The following is a 21988-nucleotide window of genomic DNA, read 5'->3' as shown; positions in this document are numbered from 1 at the left end:
GGTGAACGGGAGAGTCTTCCCCGTAATGGTTTTCATCTTCGATAACCGTTTGCGGGTGACCTCTGCCCGCCACGGGTCGAAGCCCGACCCGTTCCCGAAACCTCGACGCACCCCCCGAAAGAGGACACCCATGTCGCTCGACGTCTCCCCCGCCCTCCTCGCCCAGGCCCAGCAGGGCCGCGTCGACGAGGCCGAGTTCCTCGACACCGTGCGCGCCTCGCTCCCGTACGCCTACCAGGTCGTCGCCGGGCTCAGCACCGAACTCGCGGCCGGTGAAGCGGAGTTCAGCACCGACAACACCACGCCCAGCGACGAGCAGCGCGCCCAGCTGCTGCGCGCCCTCGCCAGCAACGCGATCCGCGGCAGCCTGGAGAACCACTTCGGGGTGAAGCTCGCCTTCGTCAACTGCCACCGGGTCGGCGCCTTCCGCCCCGGCACCGAGGACGGCGCGGCGTACCGCGAGTTCACCTCGCTGCACAACCAGATCCGCAACCAGAGCCCGGAGCTGCGCAGCTGCTGACGGCGCCCCGGTGCGGCGGCTCCCACCCGGCCCGACGGGGCGGGAGCCGCCGCCGTACGTGTCGCCGTGTTGCGCACCGTTGCGGGCCGTTGCGGGCCGGTGTCCGGATCGCGCGTCGATCTTGTCGGGCGGCGCGGCGGCTGCGTACGTTCGAAACGCACCACCCGACCGGCCCGCCCCGGGCCGCCCCTCACCCCGCGGAGCCCACCATGTCGCCGAACCCCCGACCGCTGCGGAAACTCGGCTTCCTGACCATCGGGCTCTTCGACGAGGCGGACCCGCGCCGCGGCCACGAGTCCACCCTCGACCTCATCACCCTCGGCGAGCGGCTCGGCTTCGACAGCGCCTGGCTGCGCCACCGCCACCTCCAGTACGGCATCTCCTCCCCGGTCGCCGTGCTCGCCGCCGCCACCCAGCGCACCAGCCGCATCCAGCTCGGCACCGCCGTCACCCCGCTCGGCTGGGAGAACCCGCTGCGGCTCGCCGAGGACCTGGCCACCGTGGACGTGCTCTCCGGCGGGCGGCTCAACCCCGGCTTCAGCGTCGGCCCGCCCACCCACTACGCGCACCTGCGCGACGCGCTCTACCCCGACACCGGCGACCAGGAGGACTTCAGCCCCCGGCGCGCCGAGCGGCTGCTCGCCCTGGTCCGCGGCGAGGATGCCTCCGACTTCGCCGGCACCGAGGGCATCGAGGTGTACTCCCGCCGTGTCCAGCCGCACTCCCCCGGGCTGGCCTCCCGGCTCTGGTACGGCGCCGGCAGCCTGCGCTCGGCCCGCTGGGCCGGCGAGCAGGGGCTCAACCTGCTCACCAGCAGCGTCGTGAAGGCGGAGGGCGACGACGCGGAGCCGCTCGACTTCGCCGCCATCCAGGCCGCCCAGATCCGCGCCTTCCGCGAGCGCCACCCCGACGGCGACCGCGCCCGGGTCTCCCAGGGCCTGGTGGTCATCCCCACCGACAGCGCCACCCCCGAGCAGCGCGCCAAGTACCAGGCCTACGCCCTCGCCCGCGCCCCGCGCACCCTCGCCCCGCAGGGCCCGGCCCGGCTGCTGTTCGCCCCCGACCTGGTCGGCACGACCGAGGAACTCGTCGAGCGGCTGCACGCCCACGCCGGCTACCGCGAGGTCGACGAGGTCGCCTTCGCGCTGCCGTTCACCTTCGAGCACGAGGACTACACGCAGATCCTCACCGACCTGGCCACCCGCCTCGGCCCCGCCCTCGGCTGGACCCCCGGCCGGGACTGACCGACCGCACGACTCCCGGGGGAGCACCATGGACGTCGACACCCTCGACACGGCCGGCGGCTACGGCCACCTCGTGAACCGCCGACGGCTCAGAACTCGCTGGTGTCCACGTCCAGTTCGAACGGCTCGGGCAGCCGCACCGGCACCCCGAACGGGTGCGGCCCCTCCACCCTGGTGTAACCGAGCGCACCCGGCTGGGAGAACAGCGTGCACGCCCGCTCCTGCCGGTCCACCAGGAGGTAGAGCGGCGCACCGAACTGGGCGTAGCGGCGGCGCTTCACCGTCCGGTCGGTGTCGGCGTTCGACGGGGACGTGACCTCGACCACGAGGACGGTCTGATCGGGAAGCAACGCACCGGGGTTGTTCACCGCCAGTTTCACCGGCACAAGGGCCAGGTCCGGGATGTAGTAGTTCTCGGTACCGGGCAGGTCGAGGTTGCCCGAACCTGAACGCAATCCGAGTTCGCGCTGGCGGGGTCCGATCTGCAAGCGGATCAGATCGACGGTGTTCTCATGCTCCCAGGACGGCGACACGGGAGTGATGACTCCCTCAACGATCTCAACGCGTTCACCCGCGATGTGCTGAATCGCATACTTGAGGGCTTGCTCCGGGTTCGGCACGTGGCTGTAGTCGCCCGGGCCGATGTGCGCTGTGCTCACGTAGTGCTCTCCTGTCCGGCGCTGGTCTCAACGCTCAGGGGCTGCCCGGCGGAAAGACTACCGGGGTAACACCGCCGCATATGCACGCGCCACCAGACCTACCCGCCAAAACCGGACAACCTCGGGAAGCCGCCGCCCCGAGCCGGATCACCGTCACCAGGCATCAAGTCGCCGGTCAGAGCAGGCGCTTGATCTCGCCGCGTGCCCGGTAGAAGCCGCCCGAGGCGGACTCCCGGACCTCGGCGACCAGGTAGCGGGCGCCGGGGATGCGGATGTCCTTGGGGAACTGCACGCGCCAGGACGGGTCGTAGCCCTGCGAGAGCACCCGCACGCGCAGCCGGGTGCCGTCCTGGACGCACTCGACCTCGACCTCGCCGCCGGTCCGGGCGGTGGCCACCGCGACCGTCTCCAGCCCGGCGCCGGCCCGCACCGGCTCCCAGCCCGCGCCCTTGACCTCGGCGGTCTTCGGCAGCGTGCCGTCCTCGGCCGCCCGCACCGCCTGCTCGCCGGCGTCCAGGCAGGCCAGCGAACCGTCCGTCGTCACCAGGTAGAGCCGCCCCTCCCGGTACTGCATGCTGTACGCCGAGCCGCAGCCGGTGGCGAGCTTCCACAGCCGCGTGCCGTCGGCGGCGAAGCAGTACACCGAGGAGTGGTTGTCCCCCGCGAAGACGTACTCGCCGTCCGGGGAGGCCGCGCAGGAGAACACGCCGGCGTCGCAGCGGTAGGCGGCCACCTCGGCGCCGTCCGACTTGCGCAGCCGGTGCACCCAGCCCTGCCCGGTGCCGGCGAACACCTCGTCGGCCTCCTGCCAGCCGAACAGCACCCCTCCCCGGGTGGGGGTGTACCAGCGCTGGTCGCCGCTGCGGTTGTCGTAGCGGGCGACCCCGCGCGAGTGGCCGTGGTAGACGCCGTCGGCGTCGCAGCGCACCATCCAGCCGGACCGGCCGTCGGCCTGGCGGCGCCACTGGAACTCGTCCTCGTGGTCCACCGTGGTCAGCCCGCCGCGCTCGTCGGCGACGCCCAGCACGCCGTCGTGGATGTCGAGCCAGAAGATGTCCACGTCCTGGGCTATCTCGTACGCCACCCGCGGGATCTTGCCGCCCAGGTCGTACACCTTGCCGTCGTCGCAGCCGGCGTAGATCCACCAGTCGTCCGCGACGATGCACTTCACGCCGTCCGGCAGGCCGTAGCGGGCCGTCACCTCGCCGTCGTGGGTGAGGGTGTAGACGTCGCCGCGCTCGTTGCCGACCCAGGCGTGCTCCTCGCCGACGAAGATCCCGAAGGCGGGCGAGCCGGAGCGGAAGCGCCACAGCAGCGGCGCCTGGCGGGCGGTCGAGCGGCTGCTGACGATCTGCCGCCTGGTCACCTCCCGGCGCTGGCGCACGCCCCGGACGGCCGGGGCGTAGCCCTTGCGGACCTTCTCGCCGATCTTCTTCGCCGCCGCCGAGGCCGCCTTCTCCGGGCTCGGGTACGTCGTCGCCTTGCTCTGCCCGGGCTCGCCGATCCGCCCGTACCGTACCGTCACCACCTGGCCGGCGAGCCGCACCTCGTAGAACTTGTGCGCACTCCCCTCGTCCTCGGACAGTTCGAGGTACGTGACCTGCTCTTCCACGGCGACGGACACGGCGCGGTCCCCTTTCGGGCGACGGAGATTTCGGGCAAGGGAAGCGGGGGCCGGCGGGACCCGCCCGCCGACACCCCACAAGCTACGACCGGGCACTGACAATCGGCTCCGGTCACGGGCGGGACCCATGAGGTCAGCCCGGGTCGGCCAGGAGGGCGCAGTCTCCAAGATCCCCGACCTCGTCGCCCTCGATCAGCTCTGCGTCTCCTCGCGGCGTCCGGCAGCGGCCGCATCGGGTACGACGAGCAGCTTGCCGGTGGTACGCCGAGCCTCCAGATCGCTGTGGGCCTGGGCGGCCTCGGACAATGCGTAACGGCCCGTCACGGTGACCTCGAGCGCCTTGGAGCGCACCCACTCGAACACATCGGCGGCCCGTCGGAGCAGTTCGGACCGATCGGCGATGTAGTGCCCGAGGCTGGGCCGGATCAGGGTCAGCGAACCGCCGTGGGCGAGCCGAATCGGATCGAACGGCGGCACGGCACCACTTGCCGCGCCGAAGAGCACGAGATGGCCGCGGGTCCGCAGGCTGGCGAGGCTCGCATCGAAGGTGTCCGCGCCGACGCCGTCGAAGACGACCGGCAGTCCCTGACCGCCGTTGAGCCGCCTCACCTCGGCTGCGAGATCGTCGACCGCGGAGGAGAGGATCACCTCGGCGGCCCCGGCACGCTTCGCCAGCTCGGCCTTCGCCGTGGTCGACGTCGTGCCGATCACCCTGCCGCCGAGATGGGTGATGAGCTGGGTCAGAAGCAGCCCCATGCCACCGGCAGCCGCATGCACCAGCACCGTGTCGCCCCCCTGAACCGGGTAGGCGTCCTTGACGAGATAGTGCGCGGTCATGCCTTGGAGGAGCACGGCGGCGGCTGTCTCGAAGCCGATGTCGTCGGGCAGCGGCACCAGCCGGGAGGAGTCCACGACGGCCCGCTCGGCGTACGCGCCGGGAATCTCCACCCAACCGACCCGGTCCCCGACTGCGACGTCAGCGACGCCGGGTCCGACTTCGACGACCGTTCCGGCGCCCTCGGCGCCCGGGGTGAAGGGCAGCGGGACGCTGTACCGGCCTTCGCGGTGGTAGACGTCGAGGAAGTTGACCCCGGATGCGGCGACCTCCACGACCGCTTGGCCCGGGCCCGGCGTCGGTTGATCGATATCGACCAGTCGCAGCACCTCGGGACCGCCCACTTCGGACATCTGAATCGCTCGCATGACCCCTCCTGAAACGGCAGACTTCCCTCACCGAACTCCACTCGTGGCGATCTTATTTCCGCTCGCGGTGAGGTGCCGTAGCCGTCACGTCCAGGTCAGCGGCATGAAGCCGGCCGTACCGCGGCGACTGCCCTGGAGCCCGCGGCTGCGGCCGAGCATCGTTCAGCGTGCCGGCTCAGGAGGTTCGGTGGGCCTGTCGAAGAGGGTGTTCCCACTCGGAGCGGCTGGTGGTCTGCTCCGCGGCCGCGCGACAGTGCGCGACTGCGGCCTCGTGGTCACCGGCCAGGTCGAGCGGTTGGGCCCGCACCGCCCCGCCCTCCCCGGTCCGGCCGACGGCCCAGGCGGCGGCGTCGCGGGCCACCGCCATGCCGTAGAGGGTGGCCTTGTGCCGTTCCTGACTGCGGCTGGGCACCTTCAGGCCGGCGGTGCCGACCAGCGCGCCTCTGCCGCGTGCGGCAGCGGTGTTGTCGAAGGCGCCCGATCAGGGCGCCTGGCCCGTCCTGGGCCTCGGCGAGGCGGCGCAGCGTCGCGACCAGGGGCTTGCCGGCCTCCTCGGTGTGGCTGGAGGTGAAGGCGCTCGGTGTCTCGCGCAGCGCGGCCAGCCGGAAGCGCCGGTACGGTTCGGCGTCGGCGACGCCCAGCGGGCGGAGGGTGATCAGGTCAGCCGAGGCGGACACGGGTGCACCTCGTCACGTACGGGAGGGCGATCTCCTCGCGGCCGGCCAGGTCCGGGTGGGTGGCGAGCAGCTGCTCGACGTCGGCCAGCAGGCGGACCCGCTCGTCCTCGGGCAGCGCGATCACATAGCTGCGCGAGGCGACCATGTCGACGATCCCGGCCCGGGTGGTGACATGCTCCCAGCGGATCTCCAACCGCTCGGGCGCTCCGAACGGCGCCGGGAGGGCCGGCCGGGTGTCGATCCGCTGCGGCGTCGAACGGTGCATCAGCACGCCCAGGGCGGCCGCCCACGGCTCGGACTCGTCCCGGACGTTCCACACCAGCGCGAGCGTCCCGCCGGGGGCGAGCACCCGGGCGATCTCCGGCACGGCGGCCGCCTGGTCGAACCAGTGCCAGGCCTGGGCCACCACCACGGCGTCCACGCTGCCGTCCGGCAGCGGGATGCGCTCGGCCGAGCCCGCCCGGACGGCCGCCCTCGGCACGGCCGCGGCCAGCCGGGCCCGCATCCCCTCGTCGGGCTCGACCGCCACCACGTCCAGGCCCGCCTCGACCAGCAGTCCGGTCAACTTGCCCGTCCCGGCGCCCAGGTCGAGCACCCGGCGGGCCTCCCGGGGGACCGCCGAGCCGACCAGCGCCCGGGGGTAGCCCGGTCGACCGTGCTGGTACGCGTCCGCCGCCACGCCGAACGACCGCGCCCGCAGCCTGCCGGCCCACCGCCTGGTCGCCCCCTGCCGCGTCATCCCGCAGGCCCGCCCGATCTCCTCCCAGGTCGCCTCCCGCCCGCGCCGCAGCTCCTCCACCAGCTCCGTCCGCCGCTCCTCCAGCGCCTCGATCACCCCCGACAGCTGCCGCAGCCCCTCCACGCCGCCGACGGCGGCCACGTCCTCCGCCACCCGCCGACCAAGATCACCTGTCTCCATGGCCCGGCACTGTACGGAGCTTCGGCAGAGATCGTCAACAGCTATTGCCTGGTGGCGCAACACCTGTTGCCTCCGGTCGCGCCACCGGCCCCGGCCGTGGTGCGGCCGGGGCCCGTCAGCTGCCCGCCGTCACAGCGGCCGGAGGGTGAGCGCGAACTGCGGAAGCGTCAGCAGGAGCAGGGCGGTGCCGGCCTCGATCCAGCGGTACTTCGCGCGGATGATCGCACTGGTACCGGCCAGCGCCGACAACAGCGGCCCCGCCGGGTCGTGCCCGGCCCGCTCGAAGGCACGGCGCAGCCGCTCGGGGCCCGCCCCCGGCGCGATGTGCTCGAAGTACCCCGGACCGTCCGCACCACCATGCCGCCCCTTGCGGTGGCGCGGCACCAGCGCGGAGGCGAAGCAGCCGACGGCTAGCAGGGCGCTGGCCGTGGCGCTCCACCGCAGGAACGGGACCAGCCAGGCCAGGGAGCCGGCGCCGGTACCGCCGTCCAAGGGGATGAACGTGGCGAGCACCGCACCGGTGAACGCCAGGAACACGGCGGCCTTGGTGTCGGCCCGGACGAGTTCCGCGCTGTTGGCCGCCATCAGGCGCTCCATCGCCGACACCGAGGGCGGGCTGGACGCCGCCGTCGGCGCGGTCGGCCGGCGGCTCCTGCCCCTGGAGCGCCCGCGAGGCCCGGCGACCGTGCGCCGCCGCGACGGCGGCCGGCGCACACGTATCCGCGCACGCGCCGCCCCGGTCACCGCGGGCTCCCGTTCGGCACACCGCCGGACCAGCCGTTGACGTGCGTGGGGAGCTTGACGAAGTCCGGCCCCGGCCCCGGGGGCTGCGGGGGTTGCGAGGGGTACGAGGCGGGCCCGGGGACCTGCCGTCCGAGGGCGACCAGGCGGTCGCGCAGCATCTTGGACAGCTCCTGCTGCTCCTGCCCCGTCAACTTGCCCAGCATGAGCGCCATCTGGTCCTCCCAGGTGGTCTCGCCCCGGAGCAGGTCGCCGTTCTTGACCACCCAGTCCAGGACGTCGCGCACCTCGTCGGGCTTCCTGGCCAGCCAGAGGGCCGCGAGGGCGACCGGTCCCTCCTGCACCTGGCGCCGGCAGAACGCGTACTCCTCCTCGCTCTTGACCGTCCAGTCGAAGGGCACGTCCGTCACGTCCGGTTCCCCGAGGCGCAGTTCATTGCCATGCTCGGAGGCGGAGACGTCCGTGACGCGGTAGCCGAGGCCGTAGTGGGGCAGCACGTACGGAGCCGCGAGGTACTGCACCAACTCGTCGGGGCCCAACCTGGTGCCCGAGGCGGCGAACTGCTCTCTGAGCTGGCGCAGTCGGACGTCGAGGTCCTTGCGGACCGGCAGCCCGCCCCGGTTGGTCCGGGTCTGCACGACCCGCGCGGCATCGTGGACCCACCACAGGAAGTGGACCTCCAGCGGTTCCGTGCCGTACGAGGTGCGGAGACGGACCGTTCGCACGCCCGGCCGCTCGTTGAGGTCCACCAGGTACGCCTGGTCGAAACCGCGCAACCCCAGCCGCGCGGCGACCCCGTCCTCCGCCCCCATGCCCGACGGTCGCGGGCGGCCCTTCCCCAGCTGCTGGTAGAGCCCGTGGCGGTCCCCCAGCACCAGGGCGCAGTCGCGCCGACCGGACCAGCGGTGCCGGAGGATCTCCCGCCAGGGGGCACGGGTGGCCTGGGTGTAGACGGGCGGGTCGGTGTCGACGGTCATCGGGGGCCTCCGAAGGCAGGGGCGGAGCGGAACGGCTGCGGCTCGCCGCGCCGCCAGGCCTCCAGGGCGCGGTGGGCGATGTCGCGGCCGACGAGGTCGGGGTTGTCGCTGCTGTCGATCTCGACCATCAGCCTCAGCTCGCCGGGGCGCATCTCCCGGGCGAGCGCCGCGAGCAGCGTCTCCACCCCGGTGCGGAGGGGTTCGTCCCAGACCGCCCGACGGCACCAAGCGAGCAGCCTCGTGCACGAACGCTGGAAGAGGGCCTCGTCATTGAGGCAGTGCCGGACGAAGGCGATCACCCGTTCACTGAACTCGCCTTGCACGGGAAGCTGTTGCTGAAACCACAACGGGTCTCGAAGCAGATCGAGGAAGGCCGTGTACGCGAGCGCGGCGTCATTCTTCGACTGGTCCGCCCACTCCATGAGCTTGCGGAAAACGGCCGCCTGGTTTCCTCCCGCGAAGAGGCTCCCCAGTGCCCAGCGAACGTTCACGGCGACGGTGCGCTCGGCCTCCTCTTCCCCTCGATAGCAGCGCCGGAGCAGTGAGAGCGCGAATTCCGGTCGGGCCGCTCCGAAGTCTCCTCCACAGGCAGCGGCCGTGGTCGACCGGAGCTGCCAGCCGCCGTTGAAGCTCCAGCGGTCGAGGCGGTGCTTCACCTCGCTGACGAGAATCGGGTCCTGGGCCGCGATCCCCAACGCGTAGGCGGCGATGCTCTGGCTCTGCGTGTGCTCGGACCTGGCCAACCTGCGAATGTGAAGCAGTGCCTGACGGCCGCCGCTCCACCCCGTGGCGAGCCCCACCACTCGGCCCATGGGCTCGGCCAGGTCGGACTCGGTACCGGGAACCGTGTTGATCCACTCGGTCAGGAGTCCCGAGACCTCCCCGTACTGCCGCCACACGTGCCGCAGAACCGTCTCCGCCTGCCGGTGCCGTTTGAAGCGGATCGGCTCCACCGTGTAGGAGTAGCTCGATGTCCTCCGCGTCCCACCCGGCGCGTACTCGGCCCGGATGATCGCCAACAACTCGTCCAGAGACCGCCGGAAGACGAATCGGGGATTAGGCCGCGGGGGCTCGCCCCGCGTCGGCCGGCTCTGCTCGCCCTCCCCCTCCGCACCGGACCTCAGCACCGCGTCCAGGCGGCCGTCGGCCAGCTTGAGCAACCGGTCGGTCTCGTTCCGGACGATCCGGTGGTCGAGGCCCTCCAGGACACTCGTCACCAGCAGCAACGCCAGCGCGTCCGGGTCCTCGCGGATCTCCTTCAGGAGGTCGGGGACCTCCGTCTCCGCGAGGAAGCTGAGCCGCTGGCCGAGGTCGGCCGGGTCGGGGCCGTCGTCTCCGGACCGGCTCACCTCGTCGACGAGTTCGGCGACCTGGGCCGGCATCAGCTCGGGCGCCAGCAGTTCGTCCAGGTCCGCTTCCAGCCGTTGGAGCAGCGCCCGGCGTCGTCCCTCGTGGGGCACCACGGCCTCCAGGCGCGCGTCGAAGACCGCACGCGGCGACGGAGGCTTGTAGCGCACCGGGCTCAGGTCCAGATCGCGGGCCACGCCGCGCAGCCGGTCGGCGTCGTCCGGCAGCATGACCACCATGAAGGCGTCGGCGTCCTCCAGCCTCTGGCGCAGCTTGGCGATCGAGGCCGGTCCGAGCCGGACCGTGGGCGAGAGGCCGTGTACCAGGTAGCCGCGTGCCTCGGCGTGCGTCGGCCGCCAGGACGACAGGTCCGAGTCGCTGTCGAGCGCGCGCAGGGCCAGGCTGTTCCCGCTGCTCTCGACCAGCAGGTTGAGGGCGGTGGTCCGGCGCCCGGTGCCGGGTTCACCGGCAAGGAAGAGCAGGCGGGTGCCGAGCGTGCGCAGCGCCTCGGGGAAGCAGTCCGGCTTCGCGAATCCCGTCCGGGCGGCGAGGACCTCCATCCCGGAGATGGGGCCGTCCTGCGCCTCTACCCGCTCGCCGCCACCGGGGGCGGCCCCGGCGGCGCCGTTCTCGACGCGCTGGTCCCCGTGCACGGAGCCGGTGTTGATGTTGCCACCCGGCGCGTAGATGAACGGGCGGTCCGATCCCCACGCGGCGAACCGGTCCGTGAAATCGCCTTCGAGGTCGTCGGGGTCGAGGTCGGGGTCGAGGCCTCGGTCGTAGTCCCGGTCACGGTCACCCGGTGCGCCGGACGGCCCCTCGATGGCCGGGCGCTCGTCGGGGTTCACCGGCGGTGCTCGTTCTTGTCGCCGTGGACGATGTCGCCCAGGTTGCCGTTGACCGTCCCCACCTTGTGCCCCTCCACGCGGTCGCCGCCGTAGGAGTCACCGCGCACGTTGGTGACGGTCTGGCTGCCGTGCACCGTGCCGGCGTTCAGGTTGCTGCCGTTGCCCCGCTGGTTCACCGCCGTGCGCGGCGCGCGGCGCTGCTCCGTGCTCCCGTCCGCTGTCCGCTTCGCCCGTCCTTCCTGCTCCTCCACCACCGCGTCGCCGAGGATCCTGCGGTCGTACAGGTTCCCGGACGGTGTGGGCACGTACAGCCACGCCCGCTGGTCGAAGCGCTTGCCCTCGACGGTGGCCGGCACCTCGATGAAGTGGTCGGGGTGGCGCCCGGTGAAGCCGCCGGCCACCGCGTCCTGGTAGCAGCGGTCGGACAGGATGGCGGCGACCTGGGTGATGCTCTCGTTGGAGGCGGCCAGCATGGCCTTCACCGGACGGGAGTCGAGCAGCCGGTGGGTGTCGTTGCGCGGGGTGCCGTTACCGTCGAACTCGCCGCCGTCGTCCGGGAGCGGGCCGATGTTGAGGCTGACCCGCAGCCGGATGCGCACCGTCCCGACCGAGTGCACGTTGAACTCGGTGAGCACCTCCTGGAGGGTGTTCAGCCAGGGGTGGATCAGGAAGGGCATCCAGGCCGGGTCGAAGCCGAACACGTACCCGTCGCCGGTCGAGTTGGGGAAGCGCCGGTCCTTCCAGACCTCGCCCAGTCCGGCCCGCTCGAAGGAGAGTCGGAGCAACTGCGGCACGTTCGCGCTGATGGTGCCGTGCTCGATCGCCGGGTACCCGGTGAAGTCCTTGGCGTCGACGGCGACGATGCCCCGGTACGGCGGGAGGTGCCGGCTGCGGCTGTACGGCAGGGCGCTGGCCTCGGGCATCGGCTGGTCGAACTCCGTCATTCTCTGCTCCTTGTCGTTCCGTGCTGACCTTGCGCCACCAAGCTTCGCGATCCGGCGTCGCGCGGTGTGCTCGCTCGGTGCGGTACGCGAGTGACGGATGTCACATCCGAGGCCGCACGGGTCAGAAGGGTGCTGGGACGGAGCGTCAGTCGCGTGGAACGTCAGCCGCGCGCCGGAGTGCGGGGAGGTCGTCGAGGGCGATGGACTTGCGGCCGGCCTCGACGCGGTGGGCGGCCAGGGCGGTGAGGCCGGCGGTGACGGTGTTCCGGGAGACGCCGAGGTGCTGGGCCAGTTCGTCCCGGGTCAGGGCGAGTTCGATCCGGCGGCCGGACGTCTGCGCGGGGCCCGTGGAGAGGTCGGCCAGGGCGACCAGGGCGGCCGCCAGCCGGGGGACGACGTCGCCGCCGATCCGGGCCAGGTCGGATTCCCGCAGCCGGCCCATGGCGTAGCGGACCATCACGGGGAACAGCCCCCGCTCGGCGACGAAGCGCAGGAAGGCCTCCTTGGTGAGGACCGCGACCGTGCAGTCCGAGATCGCCTGGACGCTCGCGGAGCGGACGCCGTCGTCCAGGACGGCCACCTCGCCGAGGAGTTCGCCCGGGCCGCGGAAGGCCAGCAGCCGGACGTCCCCGTTGCGTTCCCGCCGGCTGACCTTGGCCACGCCGGTCCGCAGGGCGAGGACGTGGGTGCCCGGTTCGCCCTGGCGCAGCAGGGTGGCGCCGATCGGGTGCCGGCGTTCGAAGGCCTCCTCCAGCATGCCCGCCCACACCGCGTCGCCCATGAGGTGGCGCAGGGTCCGGCCCAGCGCGGCCGGTGTGCGGCTGTCGTGATCGTTCATGCGACGACCCTAGGAGGCCCGGCGCACCGCACACAGCCGAATCGGGCCTGGCCGCGGTTCCCCTTCCGGGTGATTGCCGCGCCTCCGGTTGACCGGAGTCACCGCGCTTAGCACGAACTCGGCGCGATACGCGGGGACTTGGCGCGGAAACCCTTCGCATGAGCGAATCCGGCGCGGGTCGGCGGCGCGCGGGCGGCGCGACGAGAAGCCTGGTGGGAGGGCGGTGGCCGCTCCGGTTGCGACTGGCGTGCGAAATGTCGGGACTGTCCGGCAGATTGCCACAAGTCGGTTGCGGGACGGTATTTTTGACTTTCGGTCAGGATGTCCTGAACTTGGCTATGCTGCACCACCACGCCTCCGGAGCCGCTCCCCCCGCTTTTGTCCGTACTGTTCCGATCGTTTGAGGATGCTGAATGCTTCGAGCTGGATCGTCACCCGCCAGACGGCGCCGAGCGCCCCTGCTCGGCTGGTTGTTGCCGACGGCCGTGATGGCGGCGGCCGTGGCGGTCGCCGCGGTGGCGGTGTCCGCCGGGGCCCGGGCCGGGGTGCTGTGGTGCGGGGCGACGGGCACCGTGCTGGTGGCCGTGGTGGCCGCCGAGTCGGCCCGCCGGGGGCGGGCCCTGAGCGAGTCCCGTGACCTGCACGCCCGGCAGGTCGAGGAGTGGCAACGCAGGTTGGCCGGGCAGGAGGACGAGCTGGACCGGCTCGCCCGGGTGGAGATGCGCAGGGTGGTCGCCGGGGCCCGGTACGGGTACTCCTTCGACGTCCTGACCCGCCCGTTCGAGGAGAGCGAGGCTCCCGTCTCGCCACGGTTCCGCCGCTCCCTGGTGGCCGTCACCGAGGCCGTCGCCAAGGCCGTCGACGACGAGGTCAGCCGGCGCGACTCGGCCGAGCGGGCCTTCGTCAACATCGCCCGCCGGGTCCAGGCCATCATCCACCGGCAGGCCAAGGACCTGCGGGAGATGGAGGACCGGCACGGCAACGACCCGGCGGTCTTCGACGACCTGCTGCGCCTGGACCACGGCAACGCGCTGAGCGGCCGCCTGGCCGACAGCATCGCCGTCCTGTCCGGCGCCCGCCCCGGCCGCCAGTGGACCCGTCCGATCGCGCTCTACAGCGTGCTGCGTGGCGGCATGTCCCGGATCCTGGAGTACCAGCGGGTGGACCTGCACCCGGTGGCCCAGATCTCCGTCACCGGGCCGGCCGTCGAGCCGCTGATCCACGCCGTCGCCGAGCTGCTCGACAACGCCACCCGCTACTCCCCGCCGCACACCCACGTGCACCTGAGCGCCTCCGAGGTGCAGAGCGGGATGGCGATCGAGATCGAGGACGGCGGCCTCGGCCTCACCGACGAGGCCCGGTTCCGCGCCGAGCGCTCGATCCGCGAGGCGATGGTCTCCAAGGATTTCGACGACCTCACCGAGTCCCCCCGGCTGGGCTTCGCCATCGTCGGCCGGCTCTGCCAGGCGTACGGCTTCCAGATCTCGCTGCGCCGCTCCGCGTACGGCGGCGTGCGGGCGGTGCTGGTCGTGCCGCAGGAGCTGCTCACCACCGCGCCGCCGACCGGGCGGGCGCACGGCATCGGCGCCTTCTCCGGTCCCCGCCCGCTGCCCGCGAACCCGCCCCGGCACGCGGCCGCGGGCCGCCCCTGGGGCACCCGGACGACCTCGGCCGGCGTCGGGCCGTCCTACGGCTCGACCAACCCGTGGGGGCCCTCCGGCCCGGGCGCCGGGGACGACGAGGTGATCGTGACCGAGTGGACGCCCAACGGCCTGCCGCAGCGCCGGCGGAGCCGTCCGATGATGCCCCGGGGCGGCTTCGGCGGCGCCGCGCGGCCCGCCCAGCGCGGCACCGCGCAGCCCGGCGGGCCGACGGCGCAGCCGCCCGGTCCGCTGGCCGGCCCGCCGGCCCAGGCGTCGCGCCCCGCCAAGGAGCCGAAGCAGCCGGGCCTGTGGCTGGAGGCGTTCATGGACGGCATCAAGGGGACCGGGCCGAGCCCGTCCGGTCCGGCGGGCGCCGGGCGCGCCACGGACGCCGAACAGACCGGTGCCGGACGAACGGCCACCGGGCAGACGGACGCCGGGCAGTCGGGTGCCGGACGCACCAGCGCCGCACACACCAGTGAAGAGACGGCAGGGAAAGGCGAGCAGTGATTCCGCACCGCAGCAACATGGACTGGATCCTCAACGACCTCGCGCACAGCGTCCCGTGCGTGCGCCACGTCATCGTGCTGTCCGCCGACGGCCTGCGGATCGCCCAGTACGGCACCGACCCGGACACCGCCGACCGCCTCGCCGCCGCCTGTGCCGGGCTGCAGAGCCTGGCCGGCGCGATCGGCCACGAGTTCCCGCACGGCGACGGCTCGATGCGGCTGGTGGTGATCGAGGTGGACGGCGGCTACTTCTACCTGATGGCCGCCGGTGACCGCGCCTACCTCGCGGTGCTCGCCGACGAGGGCGTGGACGCCGGGCTGGTGAGCCACCAGATGCGCGACCTGGTCGCCCGGATCGGCGAGCACCTGTCCACGCCGCCGCGCAACCCCGAGGCGGTCGCGTGAACCGCCACCCGTCCCGCCCTGCCGCGCCGAGCTCCGGCGGCGGGACGGGCACATGAACGAGCACAGTGAGGCGGTGGCATGACGGCCGCGCAGGGCGGCTGGGACGGCCCCGAGCCCGACCGGCTGTACGTCATCACCCGGGGCCGCAGCGGCCCCTCGGGGCCGGGGGTCTTCGACCTGGTCACCCTGATCGTCTCCCGCGCGGAGCCGACCCCCGCCCACCAGCCGGAGCACGCCGCGATCCTGCGGCTGTGCCGCTCCCCGCTCTCGGTCGCGGAGGTCTCGGCCTACCTGGAGCTCCCCGTCAGCGTGGTCACCGTGCTGCTGGCGGACCTGCTCGACGACGGGCTGATCGAGGCCCGCAGCGCCGCCGTGCCCGCGGCGGAACTCCCCGACCGTGCCCTGTTGGAGGCGGTGATCCATGGACTTCAGCGGCTCTGACACGGTGGTCGGGCCGGCCGGGGCGGACCTGCTGCCGGACTCCGTCACCACGGCGGTCAAGGTGGTGGTGGTCGGCGGCTTCGGCGTCGGCAAGACGACGCTGGTCAGCGCGGTCAGCGAGATCCGCCCGCTGACCACCGAGGAGACCATGACCCAGGCCGGGGTCGGGGTGGACGACCCGACCGGCGTCGAGCAGAAGACCTCCACCACCGTCGCCATGGACTTCGGCCGGATCAGCATCAGCGACCGGCTCGTGCTGTACGTCTTCGGCACCCCCGGCCAGGAGCGGTTCTGGTTCCTCTGGAACGGCCTGTTCGAGGGCGCCCTGGGCGCGGTGGTCCTGGTGGACACCCGGCGGCTGGAGGTCAGCTTCGAGGTGATCGGGCGGCTGGAGGAGCGCGGTGTGCCCTTCGTGGTGGCCGTCAACAGCTTCCCGGAGGCCCCGGCCGTTCCGCTCGACGAGCTGCGGAGCGCGCTGGACCTGCCGTCCGAGGTGCCGATCGTCAGCTGCGACGCGCGCAGCCGGGAGTCCAGCCGGGACACCCTGATGACCCTGATGCACTACCTGTACGAGCTGGCCGTCCCGGCCACCGGCTGAGCAGGCACCCATGCCCGCTCGCCGGCCACCCACCGTCCGCCCGAGCCCGTCCGCTCGTCACCGAACCCCACCCGCGACCGGAGACCCCGTGACCACCCCGATCCCCGAACCCGCCGGCCCCGAATCCGTCGGCTCCGCGCCGGCCACCGCCCCACCGCCCGGCTGCCCGGCCCACGCGGGCGGCGGCATCGCCCCGACCGGCCCCGGCGGCCTGCGCCGCCTGTACGGCCCGGAGGCCGAGGCCGACCCGACGGTCCTGTACGACAAGCTGCGCGCCGAGCACGGCGAGGTGGCCCCGGTGCTGCTGCACGGCGACCACCCGGCCTGGCTGGTGCTCGGCCACGGCACCAACATCACCGTGATGCGCACCCCCACGCTGTTCTCCCGGGACTCGCGCCTGTGGAACGCCTTCCGCAACAACGAGGTCCCGCCCGACTCCCCGCTGCTGCCGGTGGTCGCCTGGCAGCCGATCTGCGTGTTCGCCGACGGCGACGAGCACCGCCGGCTGCGCGGGGCCCTGCTGGACGGCCTGAACGGCTTCGACCGGCGCGGCATCCGCCGCCACGTCCGCCGCTTCACCACCGACCTGGTCCAGGTGGTCGGGCCGACCGGCCAGGCCGAGCTGATCTCCCAGTTCGCCGAGCACCTGCCGATGCTGGTGATGACCAAGCTGCTCGGCATGCCGGACGAGTACGGACCGCAGCTGGTGACCGCCGCCCGGGACCTGATGAAGGGCACCGAGACGGCGATCGCCAGCAACGAGTACGTGGTCGCCGGTCTGCGCCGGACCATCGCCCTCAAGCGCGAGCACCCCGGCGACGACCTGACCAGCCGTCTGCTGGCGCACCCGGCCGGGCTGACCGAGGACGAGGTGATGGAGCACCTGCGGGTGGTGCTGCTCGCCGCGAACGAGACGACCGTCAACCTGATCGCCGACTCGCTGAAGATGGTGCTCACCGACCCGCGCTTCCGGGCCCACCTCTCCGGCGGCCAGATGACCCTGGGCGAGGCGCTGGACCAGGTGCTCTGGGACTCCCCGCCGATGTCCCTGGTGGCCGGCCGCTGGGCGACCGGCGACACCGAGCTGGGCGGTCAGCAGGTCCGGGCCGGGGACCTGCTGCTGCTCGGGCTCGCGGCGGCCAACGTCGACCCGGTGGTCCGCCCCGACCTGGCGGCCCCGCTGTACGGCAACCGCTCCCACCTGTCCTTCGGCGCCGGGCCGCACGAGTGCCCCGGCCAGGACATCGGGCGGCACGTCGCCGAGGCCGGGATCGACATCCTGCTCACCCTGCTGCCGGACGTCCGGCTCGCGGTGCCCGAGGAGGAGCTGGTCTGGAGCTCGGCCTGGATCTCCCGGCACCTGACGGCGCTGCCGGTGGAGTTCACCGCCCGCGACATCGAGCCGGACCCGCTCTCGGTGGCGGAGGCGGAGCTGGCGGAGGCCGACGCGAAGGCGGAGGCGGAGGCAGGGGTGGAGGCAGGGGCGGAACAGGCGAAGGCGGCGCCGGAGCGGGGCGTCCCTGCGGCCCCGACGATCCCGGCGCAGCGCCGCGGCTGGTGGGACGTGCTCACCGGCCTGTTCCGGCGCTGACCGTCACCGCCACTGACCGACACCGGCGCCGGTGTCGGTCAGTGGCGGTGACGGTGGCGGTCAGCCGTCGCGCCCGTCCGTCCGGCGCCGGTACAGGGTGAAGGTGTCCACCGGGGTGAGGTCCCCGTGCGGTCCGTCGAAGGTGTAGTAGGTGACCTTCATGGTGGTGGTGCCGCCGCGCCGGTCGCCCGGGTCGACCTCGAAGGCCGCGAAGCCGTGGGCGTGTTCGCGGTCCTGGACGGCGGCCCAGGGCGCGTCCTCGGTGAGCCAGACCGACTCCCGGTAGGGCGCGCCCGGTTTCGGGTCCTCCAGCCCGATGACCACCCGGCCCTTGGGCTGCTCGAAGAGGTCGTCCTGGGTGGTGGCGGCGTTGCCGCCGGCGCCGATGACCATGTGGACGGTGCCCCGGCCGGTGTCGACCATGTCGGTGCGGGTGCTGGTCGGCACCGGGGTGCGGGCGTCGTTCGGCAGGGTGCCGCGGACGGGGTGGGAGCGCTCGTAGTAGTGCTCGTGGCCGCACACCACCAGGTCGACCCCGTAGGCGTCGAACAGCGGGCCCCAGGTCTCGCGCAGGCCGAGGTCGCTGCCGGAGCCGTGCTTCGAGCTGGAGATCATCGGGTGGTGCATGCAGACCACGATCCAGTCGATCGCCCGGTTGTTCCGCGTTGTCCGCAACTCCCGCTCCAGCCAGCGCCGTTGGGCTCCGCCGGAGAAGCCGCGCAGGTAGACGTCGCCGGAGTTCTGGATGGCCTCGTCGTCGTTGGCGAGGCTGATGAAGCGCACCGAGCCGACGGTGAAGGCGTACCACAGGCCCCGGGTCTCCTCGTCGGAGGAGGCCGAGGAGTCGGGGAGGGAGAAGTACGCCTGGTAGCCGAGCGCGCCGATCGGGCCGTTGCCGCCCTCGTTCTCGTGGTTGCCGACGCAGGGCATCCAGGGCCGCAGCCGGGTGGAGCGGCTGTTGCTGATGAACCAGTCGGCCCAGGTCGCGGTGCGGCTCTGGCCGTGGCGGCCGGCGTAGGAGGAGTAGCAGAGGTCGCCGTTGATGAGGTTGAACAGCGGGCCGACGCGTTCGACCGCGGCGACGATGTCGGCGGAGGCCGCGGTGCCGACCTGGCTGCTCATGAACACCGGGTACTTGCCGAGCGGGGAGGGCATGCCGTCGGGGAAGGTGATCCGGCGGCGGAGGTTGGGCGCGGCCTGGTCGCCGAAGCTGGTGAAGGTGAACGGGGCGCGGCCGCGCGGGGCGGTGGTGAAGGTGCCGGTCTCGGGGGTGGCCCCGTCATGGCCGGCGCTGTAGAGGTAGGTGCTGCCCGGGCGCAGGCCGGTGAGCCGCGCGTGGTGGACGTACACCTCGACCTTGTCGATCGAGTCCCGGTAGGTGCGGGTCTCGGCCTGGACGACCCGGCCGAGGCCGCCGTCCGGTGAGCCGTACCGCACCTGCGGGCGGCGCACGGACTGCGGGGTGAGCCAGGAGACGGTCATCTCCGTGCCGGCGTCGGTGCCGAACTGGAGGTGCAGCCCGGACACCGCGGCCGTTCCGGAGCGGTGCGGGGTGGTCTGCAGGAGCGGGCTGGTGGGCGCGTCGTCGGCCGGTTGGGCGGCCGCGGGTTGCGCGCCCGCCGTCGAGGCCGCGGCCACCAGGGCGGCTCCGGCCGCCGAGGTGCCCTTGAGGATGGACCTGCGTGCAATGGTCATGAGGACTCCGCCTGCCGAGTGGGGGTTCGACAGGCAGTCACTTTAATGACATGTGCACGTAAAGACGATCGTTTTCGCAGCTTCCGTTCGCACGCTTCGTTCTCAGGCCTCGTTCTCAGGCCTCGTTCTCAGGCCTCGTTCTCAGGGCCCGTTCGCAGGGCCCGTTCGCAGGGCTGGGCGCCTACGCCTTGCGGCCGACTCCCCCGTACACCCCGACCTTCCCCTCGCCCGGCGCCGGGCCCCCGGCGGGCTCCGGGTGCCAGCGGTCGACCAGGACGACGCCCGGGTCGTCCAGCTCCAGCCCGCTGAAGAAGCGTTCGACGCGCTCGCGCGAGCGGAGGTGGAGGTCGATCCCGGCCTCCGCGTAGCGGCGGGTGGCGATCCCGGCGCGCTCCGGCGCGATGTCGGCGGTCCCGGCCGAGAGGGCGAGGAAGCTGCCGGCCGGCAGGGCGTCCAGGAGCTTGCGGACGGGCGGGTGCGCGACCTCGTCGGAGAGGAAGTGGACGATGTTGATGAGCGTCAGGGCGACCGGCTCGCGGAGGTCCAGGGTGGCGGCCACCCCCGGGTCGGCGAGGAACTGCTCCGGCTCGCGCAGGTCCCCCTGGACGTAGGCGGTACGGCCCTCGGGGGTGCTGGTGAGCAGGGCCCGCGAGTGGGCGAGCACGATCGGGTCGTTGTCGACGTAGACCACGCGGCAGGCCGGGTCGACGGCCTGGACGATCTCGTGCAGGTTGGGCGTGGTGGGGATGCCGGTGCCCACGTCCAGGAACTGGCGGACGCCGTGCACCCCGGCGAGCCGGCGGACCATCCGCCGCATCACGGCGCGGGCGGCGGTGGCGTCCTCGCGCACGCCGGGCAGTTCGGCGAGGACGCGGTCGCCGACCTCGCGGTCGGCGGGGAAGTTGGTCTTGCCGCCGAGCAGGTAGTCGTAGACCCGGGCGGAGTGCGCCCGGTCGGTGCGCAGGTCCACCGGCGGCGGCTCCTCGAACCCGGCCTCGGTCAGCCAGCTCTCCGACACGCGGCCCCCCGGCGCGCAGTCGTCCGAGCCGCAGCCGTCGAGCCCGCAGTCCTCCGGCAGGCCGCCGTCCTGTGTGTTGGTGTCCGGTATGTCGGTACCCGGTGCGTCGATGCCCACGCCAGCCCTCCCCGTTCAGCAGTGGTCCGGACCACTCAACCACAGCCGATGACTGTCCGTCAGGCGGTTCCGGGTGTCCGCTGAACCGCTCCTTCCGTCTCGCGGACGGCCTCGGCGAAGGAGGGCACCTTCATCGCCGTCAGCAGCGCGAGGGCCGGGCCGGCCGTGCAGACGGTGACGTACGCGGGGATCACGCCCGGCCAGTGCCGGCCGCTCAGCCACTCGGCGAGCAGCGGGAAGGTGCCGCCGAACGCCGCGATGGTGGCCGCGTTGACCACGCCGAGGCCGACCGCCCGCACCTCGGTCGGGAACAGCAACCCGGTGAAGACGTTGAGCGTGCCGAGCACCGTGGCCACCAGCATCCCCAGCAGCACGGCGACGACCTGGAACGGCAGCCAGCCCTGGCGCAGCCCGGCGAGCAGCACCCCGACCAGCGGGATCGGCAGGCCGAAGCCGATCCGGGCGACGGGCAGCAGGCCGAAGCGGTCGGCGGCGGCGCCGGTGAGCAGCATGGTGGCCAGCACCACGCCGAGCACCACGGTCATGAAGGAGGCCGCCTCCTCCTTGCCGATCACGTGGTAGGCGGCGGCGTACTGCGGCAGGTACACCAGCGCGAAGTAGTAACCGACCGTCCCGCCCAGGGTGTTGAGGAAGACGGTGAGCACCGCCCAGCGGTGCTCGCGCAGCGTCCGGAGGAACGGCGGGCGGGCGGTGCGGCCCGCCCGCTCCCGGGCACGGTGGAACTCCGCGCTCTCCGGCGCCCACCGCCGCACCCAGACGGCGGCCAGCCCGAGCAGCGCGGCGACCACGAATCCCCAGCGCCAACCGCCGTTCTCCAGGCCGGACTTGCCGAGGGTGTGGATCAGCAGGGTGAGCACGCCGAAGGAGAGCAGCGAGCCGAGGATGATCCCGCCGTAGGAGACCGAGCTGAACGCGAAGCGGTGCCGCCGCGGGGCGGTCTCGGTGACGTACGCGGCCACGCTCGGCGCCTCCCCGCCGAAGGCGAGCCCCTGCACCACCCGGGCGAGCACGGCCAGCACGGCCGCCCAGACCCCGATGCTCCGCTGGCCCGGGACGGCGGCGATGCCCAGGCTGGCAACGGCGATCACCGCCATGCCGAGGCTGAGCGCGAAGCGCCGTCCCCGGGTGTCGCTGAGCCGCCCGATCAGGTACGAGCCGACCGGCCGGGCGACGAAGCCCACCGCGAAGGTGACGTACGCGCCGAGCACGCCGCTGACGCCGTGTTTGCCGTGCCCGAAGAGGTCCGCCGCGAAGTAGGGCGCGAGGACGGCGTAGATGTTCCAGTCGAAGGACTCGACCACCGATCCGACCGTCGCCGCGGCCAACTCCCGCCGCCGCCCACCGGTTTCCGCCTGGTGACGGAGCGGTGCCACCGCACTGCTTTCTGTCATGGCCTCAGCATGGCACCG

At 72.9% G+C, this 21988-nt stretch carries 20 protein-coding genes; 7 read left to right on the top strand and 13 right to left on the bottom strand.

All coding sequences use genetic code 11. The features are described from left to right. Positions 1–130 precede the first annotated feature (130 nt). Positions 131–520, top strand: coding sequence for an SCO5389 family protein (locus ACFY4B_RS31325; RefSeq protein ID WP_387973648.1), 390 nt, complete (start codon positions 131–133; stop codon positions 518–520). A gap of 209 nt (positions 521–729) precedes the next feature. Then, positions 730–1764: an LLM class flavin-dependent oxidoreductase gene (locus ACFY4B_RS31320; protein WP_387973646.1), complete on the top strand. Its 1035-nt coding sequence runs from the start codon at positions 730–732 to the stop codon at positions 1762–1764. 89 nt (positions 1765–1853) lie between these two features. Here ACFY4B_RS31320 and ACFY4B_RS31315 read toward each other — a convergent pair whose 3' ends face one another. The 10 genes from ACFY4B_RS31315 to ACFY4B_RS31270 all read right to left on the bottom strand — a co-directional run bounded on the left by ACFY4B_RS31315 (position 1854) and on the right by ACFY4B_RS31270 (position 12541). Continuing rightward, the gene (locus ACFY4B_RS31315) at positions 1854–2423 is read right to left on the bottom strand and encodes a Uma2 family endonuclease (RefSeq protein ID WP_079272261.1); all 570 of its coding nucleotides are present in this window, start codon (positions 2421–2423) and stop codon (positions 1854–1856) included. 175 nt (positions 2424–2598) lie between these two features. Further along, entirely contained in the window at positions 2599–4047 is a 1449-nt protein-coding gene (locus ACFY4B_RS31310; protein ID WP_375877298.1) for a WGR domain-containing protein, read from the bottom strand. Positions 4048–4239: 192 nt separating this feature from the next. Further along, positions 4240–5250, bottom strand: coding sequence for a quinone oxidoreductase family protein (locus tag ACFY4B_RS31305; protein WP_387973643.1), 1011 nt, complete (start codon positions 5248–5250; stop codon positions 4240–4242). 175 nt (positions 5251–5425) lie between these two features. After that, the gene (locus ACFY4B_RS31300; protein ID WP_387973640.1) at positions 5426–5662 is read right to left on the bottom strand and encodes a hypothetical protein; all 237 of its coding nucleotides are present in this window, start codon (positions 5660–5662) and stop codon (positions 5426–5428) included. A 248-nt stretch (positions 5663–5910) separates the two neighbouring features. Beyond that, the gene (locus tag ACFY4B_RS31295; protein ID WP_387973637.1) at positions 5911–6846 is read right to left on the bottom strand and encodes a class I SAM-dependent methyltransferase; all 936 of its coding nucleotides are present in this window, start codon (positions 6844–6846) and stop codon (positions 5911–5913) included. Positions 6847–6975: 129 nt separating this feature from the next. Continuing rightward, the gene (locus tag ACFY4B_RS31290; protein ID WP_387973634.1) at positions 6976–7431 is read right to left on the bottom strand and encodes a Pycsar system effector family protein; all 456 of its coding nucleotides are present in this window, start codon (positions 7429–7431) and stop codon (positions 6976–6978) included. A 155-nt stretch (positions 7432–7586) separates the two neighbouring features. After that, the gene (locus ACFY4B_RS31285) at positions 7587–8564 is read right to left on the bottom strand and encodes a hypothetical protein (protein WP_387973631.1); all 978 of its coding nucleotides are present in this window, start codon (positions 8562–8564) and stop codon (positions 7587–7589) included. Beyond that, a complete protein-coding gene (locus ACFY4B_RS31280) occupies positions 8561–10759 on the bottom strand; it encodes a hypothetical protein (RefSeq protein WP_387973628.1) in 2199 nt (732 codons plus the stop codon). Before ACFY4B_RS31280 ends, ACFY4B_RS31285 begins: the two co-directional genes overlap by 4 nt. Beyond that, positions 10756–11703: a hypothetical protein gene (locus tag ACFY4B_RS31275; protein WP_375877292.1), complete on the bottom strand. Its 948-nt coding sequence runs from the start codon at positions 11701–11703 to the stop codon at positions 10756–10758. The genes ACFY4B_RS31280 and ACFY4B_RS31275 overlap by 4 nt, the downstream gene beginning before the upstream one ends. Positions 11704–11848: 145 nt before the next feature. Then, positions 11849–12541, bottom strand: a complete 693-nt coding sequence (locus ACFY4B_RS31270; RefSeq protein ID WP_387973625.1) for a Crp/Fnr family transcriptional regulator — start codon at positions 12539–12541, stop codon at positions 11849–11851. A 470-nt stretch (positions 12542–13011) separates the two neighbouring features. Here ACFY4B_RS31270 and ACFY4B_RS31265 point away from each other — a divergent pair, with 470 nt between their 5' ends. The 5 genes from ACFY4B_RS31265 to ACFY4B_RS31245 all read left to right on the top strand — a co-directional run bounded on the left by ACFY4B_RS31265 (position 13012) and on the right by ACFY4B_RS31245 (position 17728). After that, positions 13012–14694: an ATP-binding protein gene (locus tag ACFY4B_RS31265; RefSeq protein WP_387973622.1), complete on the top strand. Its 1683-nt coding sequence runs from the start codon at positions 13012–13014 to the stop codon at positions 14692–14694. Positions 14695–14711: 17 nt separating this feature from the next. Beyond that, positions 14712–15098, top strand: a complete 387-nt coding sequence (locus tag ACFY4B_RS31260; RefSeq protein ID WP_181970384.1) for a roadblock/LC7 domain-containing protein — start codon at positions 14712–14714, stop codon at positions 15096–15098. Positions 15099–15176: 78 nt separating this feature from the next. Then, the gene (locus ACFY4B_RS31255) at positions 15177–15539 is read left to right on the top strand and encodes a DUF742 domain-containing protein (RefSeq protein ID WP_049660856.1); all 363 of its coding nucleotides are present in this window, start codon (positions 15177–15179) and stop codon (positions 15537–15539) included. After that, entirely contained in the window at positions 15520–16137 is a 618-nt protein-coding gene (locus ACFY4B_RS31250; RefSeq protein WP_375877289.1) for an ATP/GTP-binding protein, read from the top strand. The genes ACFY4B_RS31255 and ACFY4B_RS31250 overlap by 20 nt, the downstream gene beginning before the upstream one ends. Before the next feature lie 88 nt (positions 16138–16225). Next, positions 16226–17728 (top strand): cytochrome P450, encoded by a 1503-nt coding sequence (locus ACFY4B_RS31245; RefSeq protein ID WP_387973619.1) that lies wholly within the window; start codon positions 16226–16228, stop codon positions 17726–17728. Positions 17729–17788: 60 nt separating this feature from the next. On the opposite strand, the gene ACFY4B_RS31240 is transcribed toward ACFY4B_RS31245, so the two are convergent. The 3 genes from ACFY4B_RS31240 to ACFY4B_RS31230 form a co-directional block, all read right to left on the bottom strand. Further along, positions 17789–19423 carry a purple acid phosphatase family protein gene (locus ACFY4B_RS31240; protein ID WP_387973616.1) on the bottom strand — a complete coding sequence of 545 codons (1635 nt, stop codon included), beginning with the start codon at positions 19421–19423 and terminating at the stop codon, positions 17789–17791. A 181-nt stretch (positions 19424–19604) separates the two neighbouring features. Then, complete coding sequence (locus tag ACFY4B_RS31235; RefSeq protein WP_387973790.1) at positions 19605–20426, bottom strand: SAM-dependent methyltransferase; 822 nt, start codon at positions 20424–20426, stop codon at positions 19605–19607. Positions 20427–20617: 191 nt separating this feature from the next. Beyond that, positions 20618–21970, bottom strand: a complete 1353-nt coding sequence (locus tag ACFY4B_RS31230) for an MFS transporter (RefSeq protein WP_387973613.1) — start codon at positions 21968–21970, stop codon at positions 20618–20620. Positions 21971–21988 lie beyond the last annotated feature (18 nt).

The sequence above is a fragment of the Kitasatospora sp. NPDC001261 genome (assembly GCF_042896795.1).
Taxonomy (GTDB): domain Bacteria; phylum Actinomycetota; class Actinomycetes; order Streptomycetales; family Streptomycetaceae; genus Kitasatospora.
Note: the sequence above shows the minus strand (reverse complement) of the source record. Positions and strands in the feature narration are given on the sequence as shown.

Coding starts and splice junctions, on each gene's coding strand:
- ACFY4B_RS31325 (WP_387973648.1), top strand. CDS start 131: ATGTCGCTCGACGTCTCCCCCGCCCTCCTCGCCCAGGCCCAGCAGGGC.
- ACFY4B_RS31320 (WP_387973646.1), top strand. CDS start 730: ATGTCGCCGAACCCCCGACCGCTGCGGAAACTCGGCTTCCTGACCATC.
- ACFY4B_RS31305 (WP_387973643.1), bottom strand. CDS start 5,250: ATGCGAGCGATTCAGATGTCCGAAGTGGGCGGTCCCGAGGTGCTGCGA.
- ACFY4B_RS31295 (WP_387973637.1), bottom strand. CDS start 6,846: ATGGAGACAGGTGATCTTGGTCGGCGGGTGGCGGAGGACGTGGCCGCC.
- ACFY4B_RS31290 (WP_387973634.1), bottom strand. CDS start 7,431: ATGGCGGCCAACAGCGCGGAACTCGTCCGGGCCGACACCAAGGCCGCC.
- ACFY4B_RS31285 (WP_387973631.1), bottom strand. CDS start 8,564: ATGACCGTCGACACCGACCCGCCCGTCTACACCCAGGCCACCCGTGCC.
- ACFY4B_RS31275 (WP_375877292.1), bottom strand. CDS start 11,703: ATGACGGAGTTCGACCAGCCGATGCCCGAGGCCAGCGCCCTGCCGTAC.
- ACFY4B_RS31270 (WP_387973625.1), bottom strand. CDS start 12,541: ATGAACGATCACGACAGCCGCACACCGGCCGCGCTGGGCCGGACCCTG.
- ACFY4B_RS31260 (WP_181970384.1), top strand. CDS start 14,712: ATGGACTGGATCCTCAACGACCTCGCGCACAGCGTCCCGTGCGTGCGC.
- ACFY4B_RS31255 (WP_049660856.1), top strand. CDS start 15,177: ATGACGGCCGCGCAGGGCGGCTGGGACGGCCCCGAGCCCGACCGGCTG.
- ACFY4B_RS31250 (WP_375877289.1), top strand. CDS start 15,520: ATGGACTTCAGCGGCTCTGACACGGTGGTCGGGCCGGCCGGGGCGGAC.
- ACFY4B_RS31240 (WP_387973616.1), bottom strand. CDS start 19,423: ATGACCATTGCACGCAGGTCCATCCTCAAGGGCACCTCGGCGGCCGGA.
- ACFY4B_RS31230 (WP_387973613.1), bottom strand. CDS start 21,970: ATGACAGAAAGCAGTGCGGTGGCACCGCTCCGTCACCAGGCGGAAACC.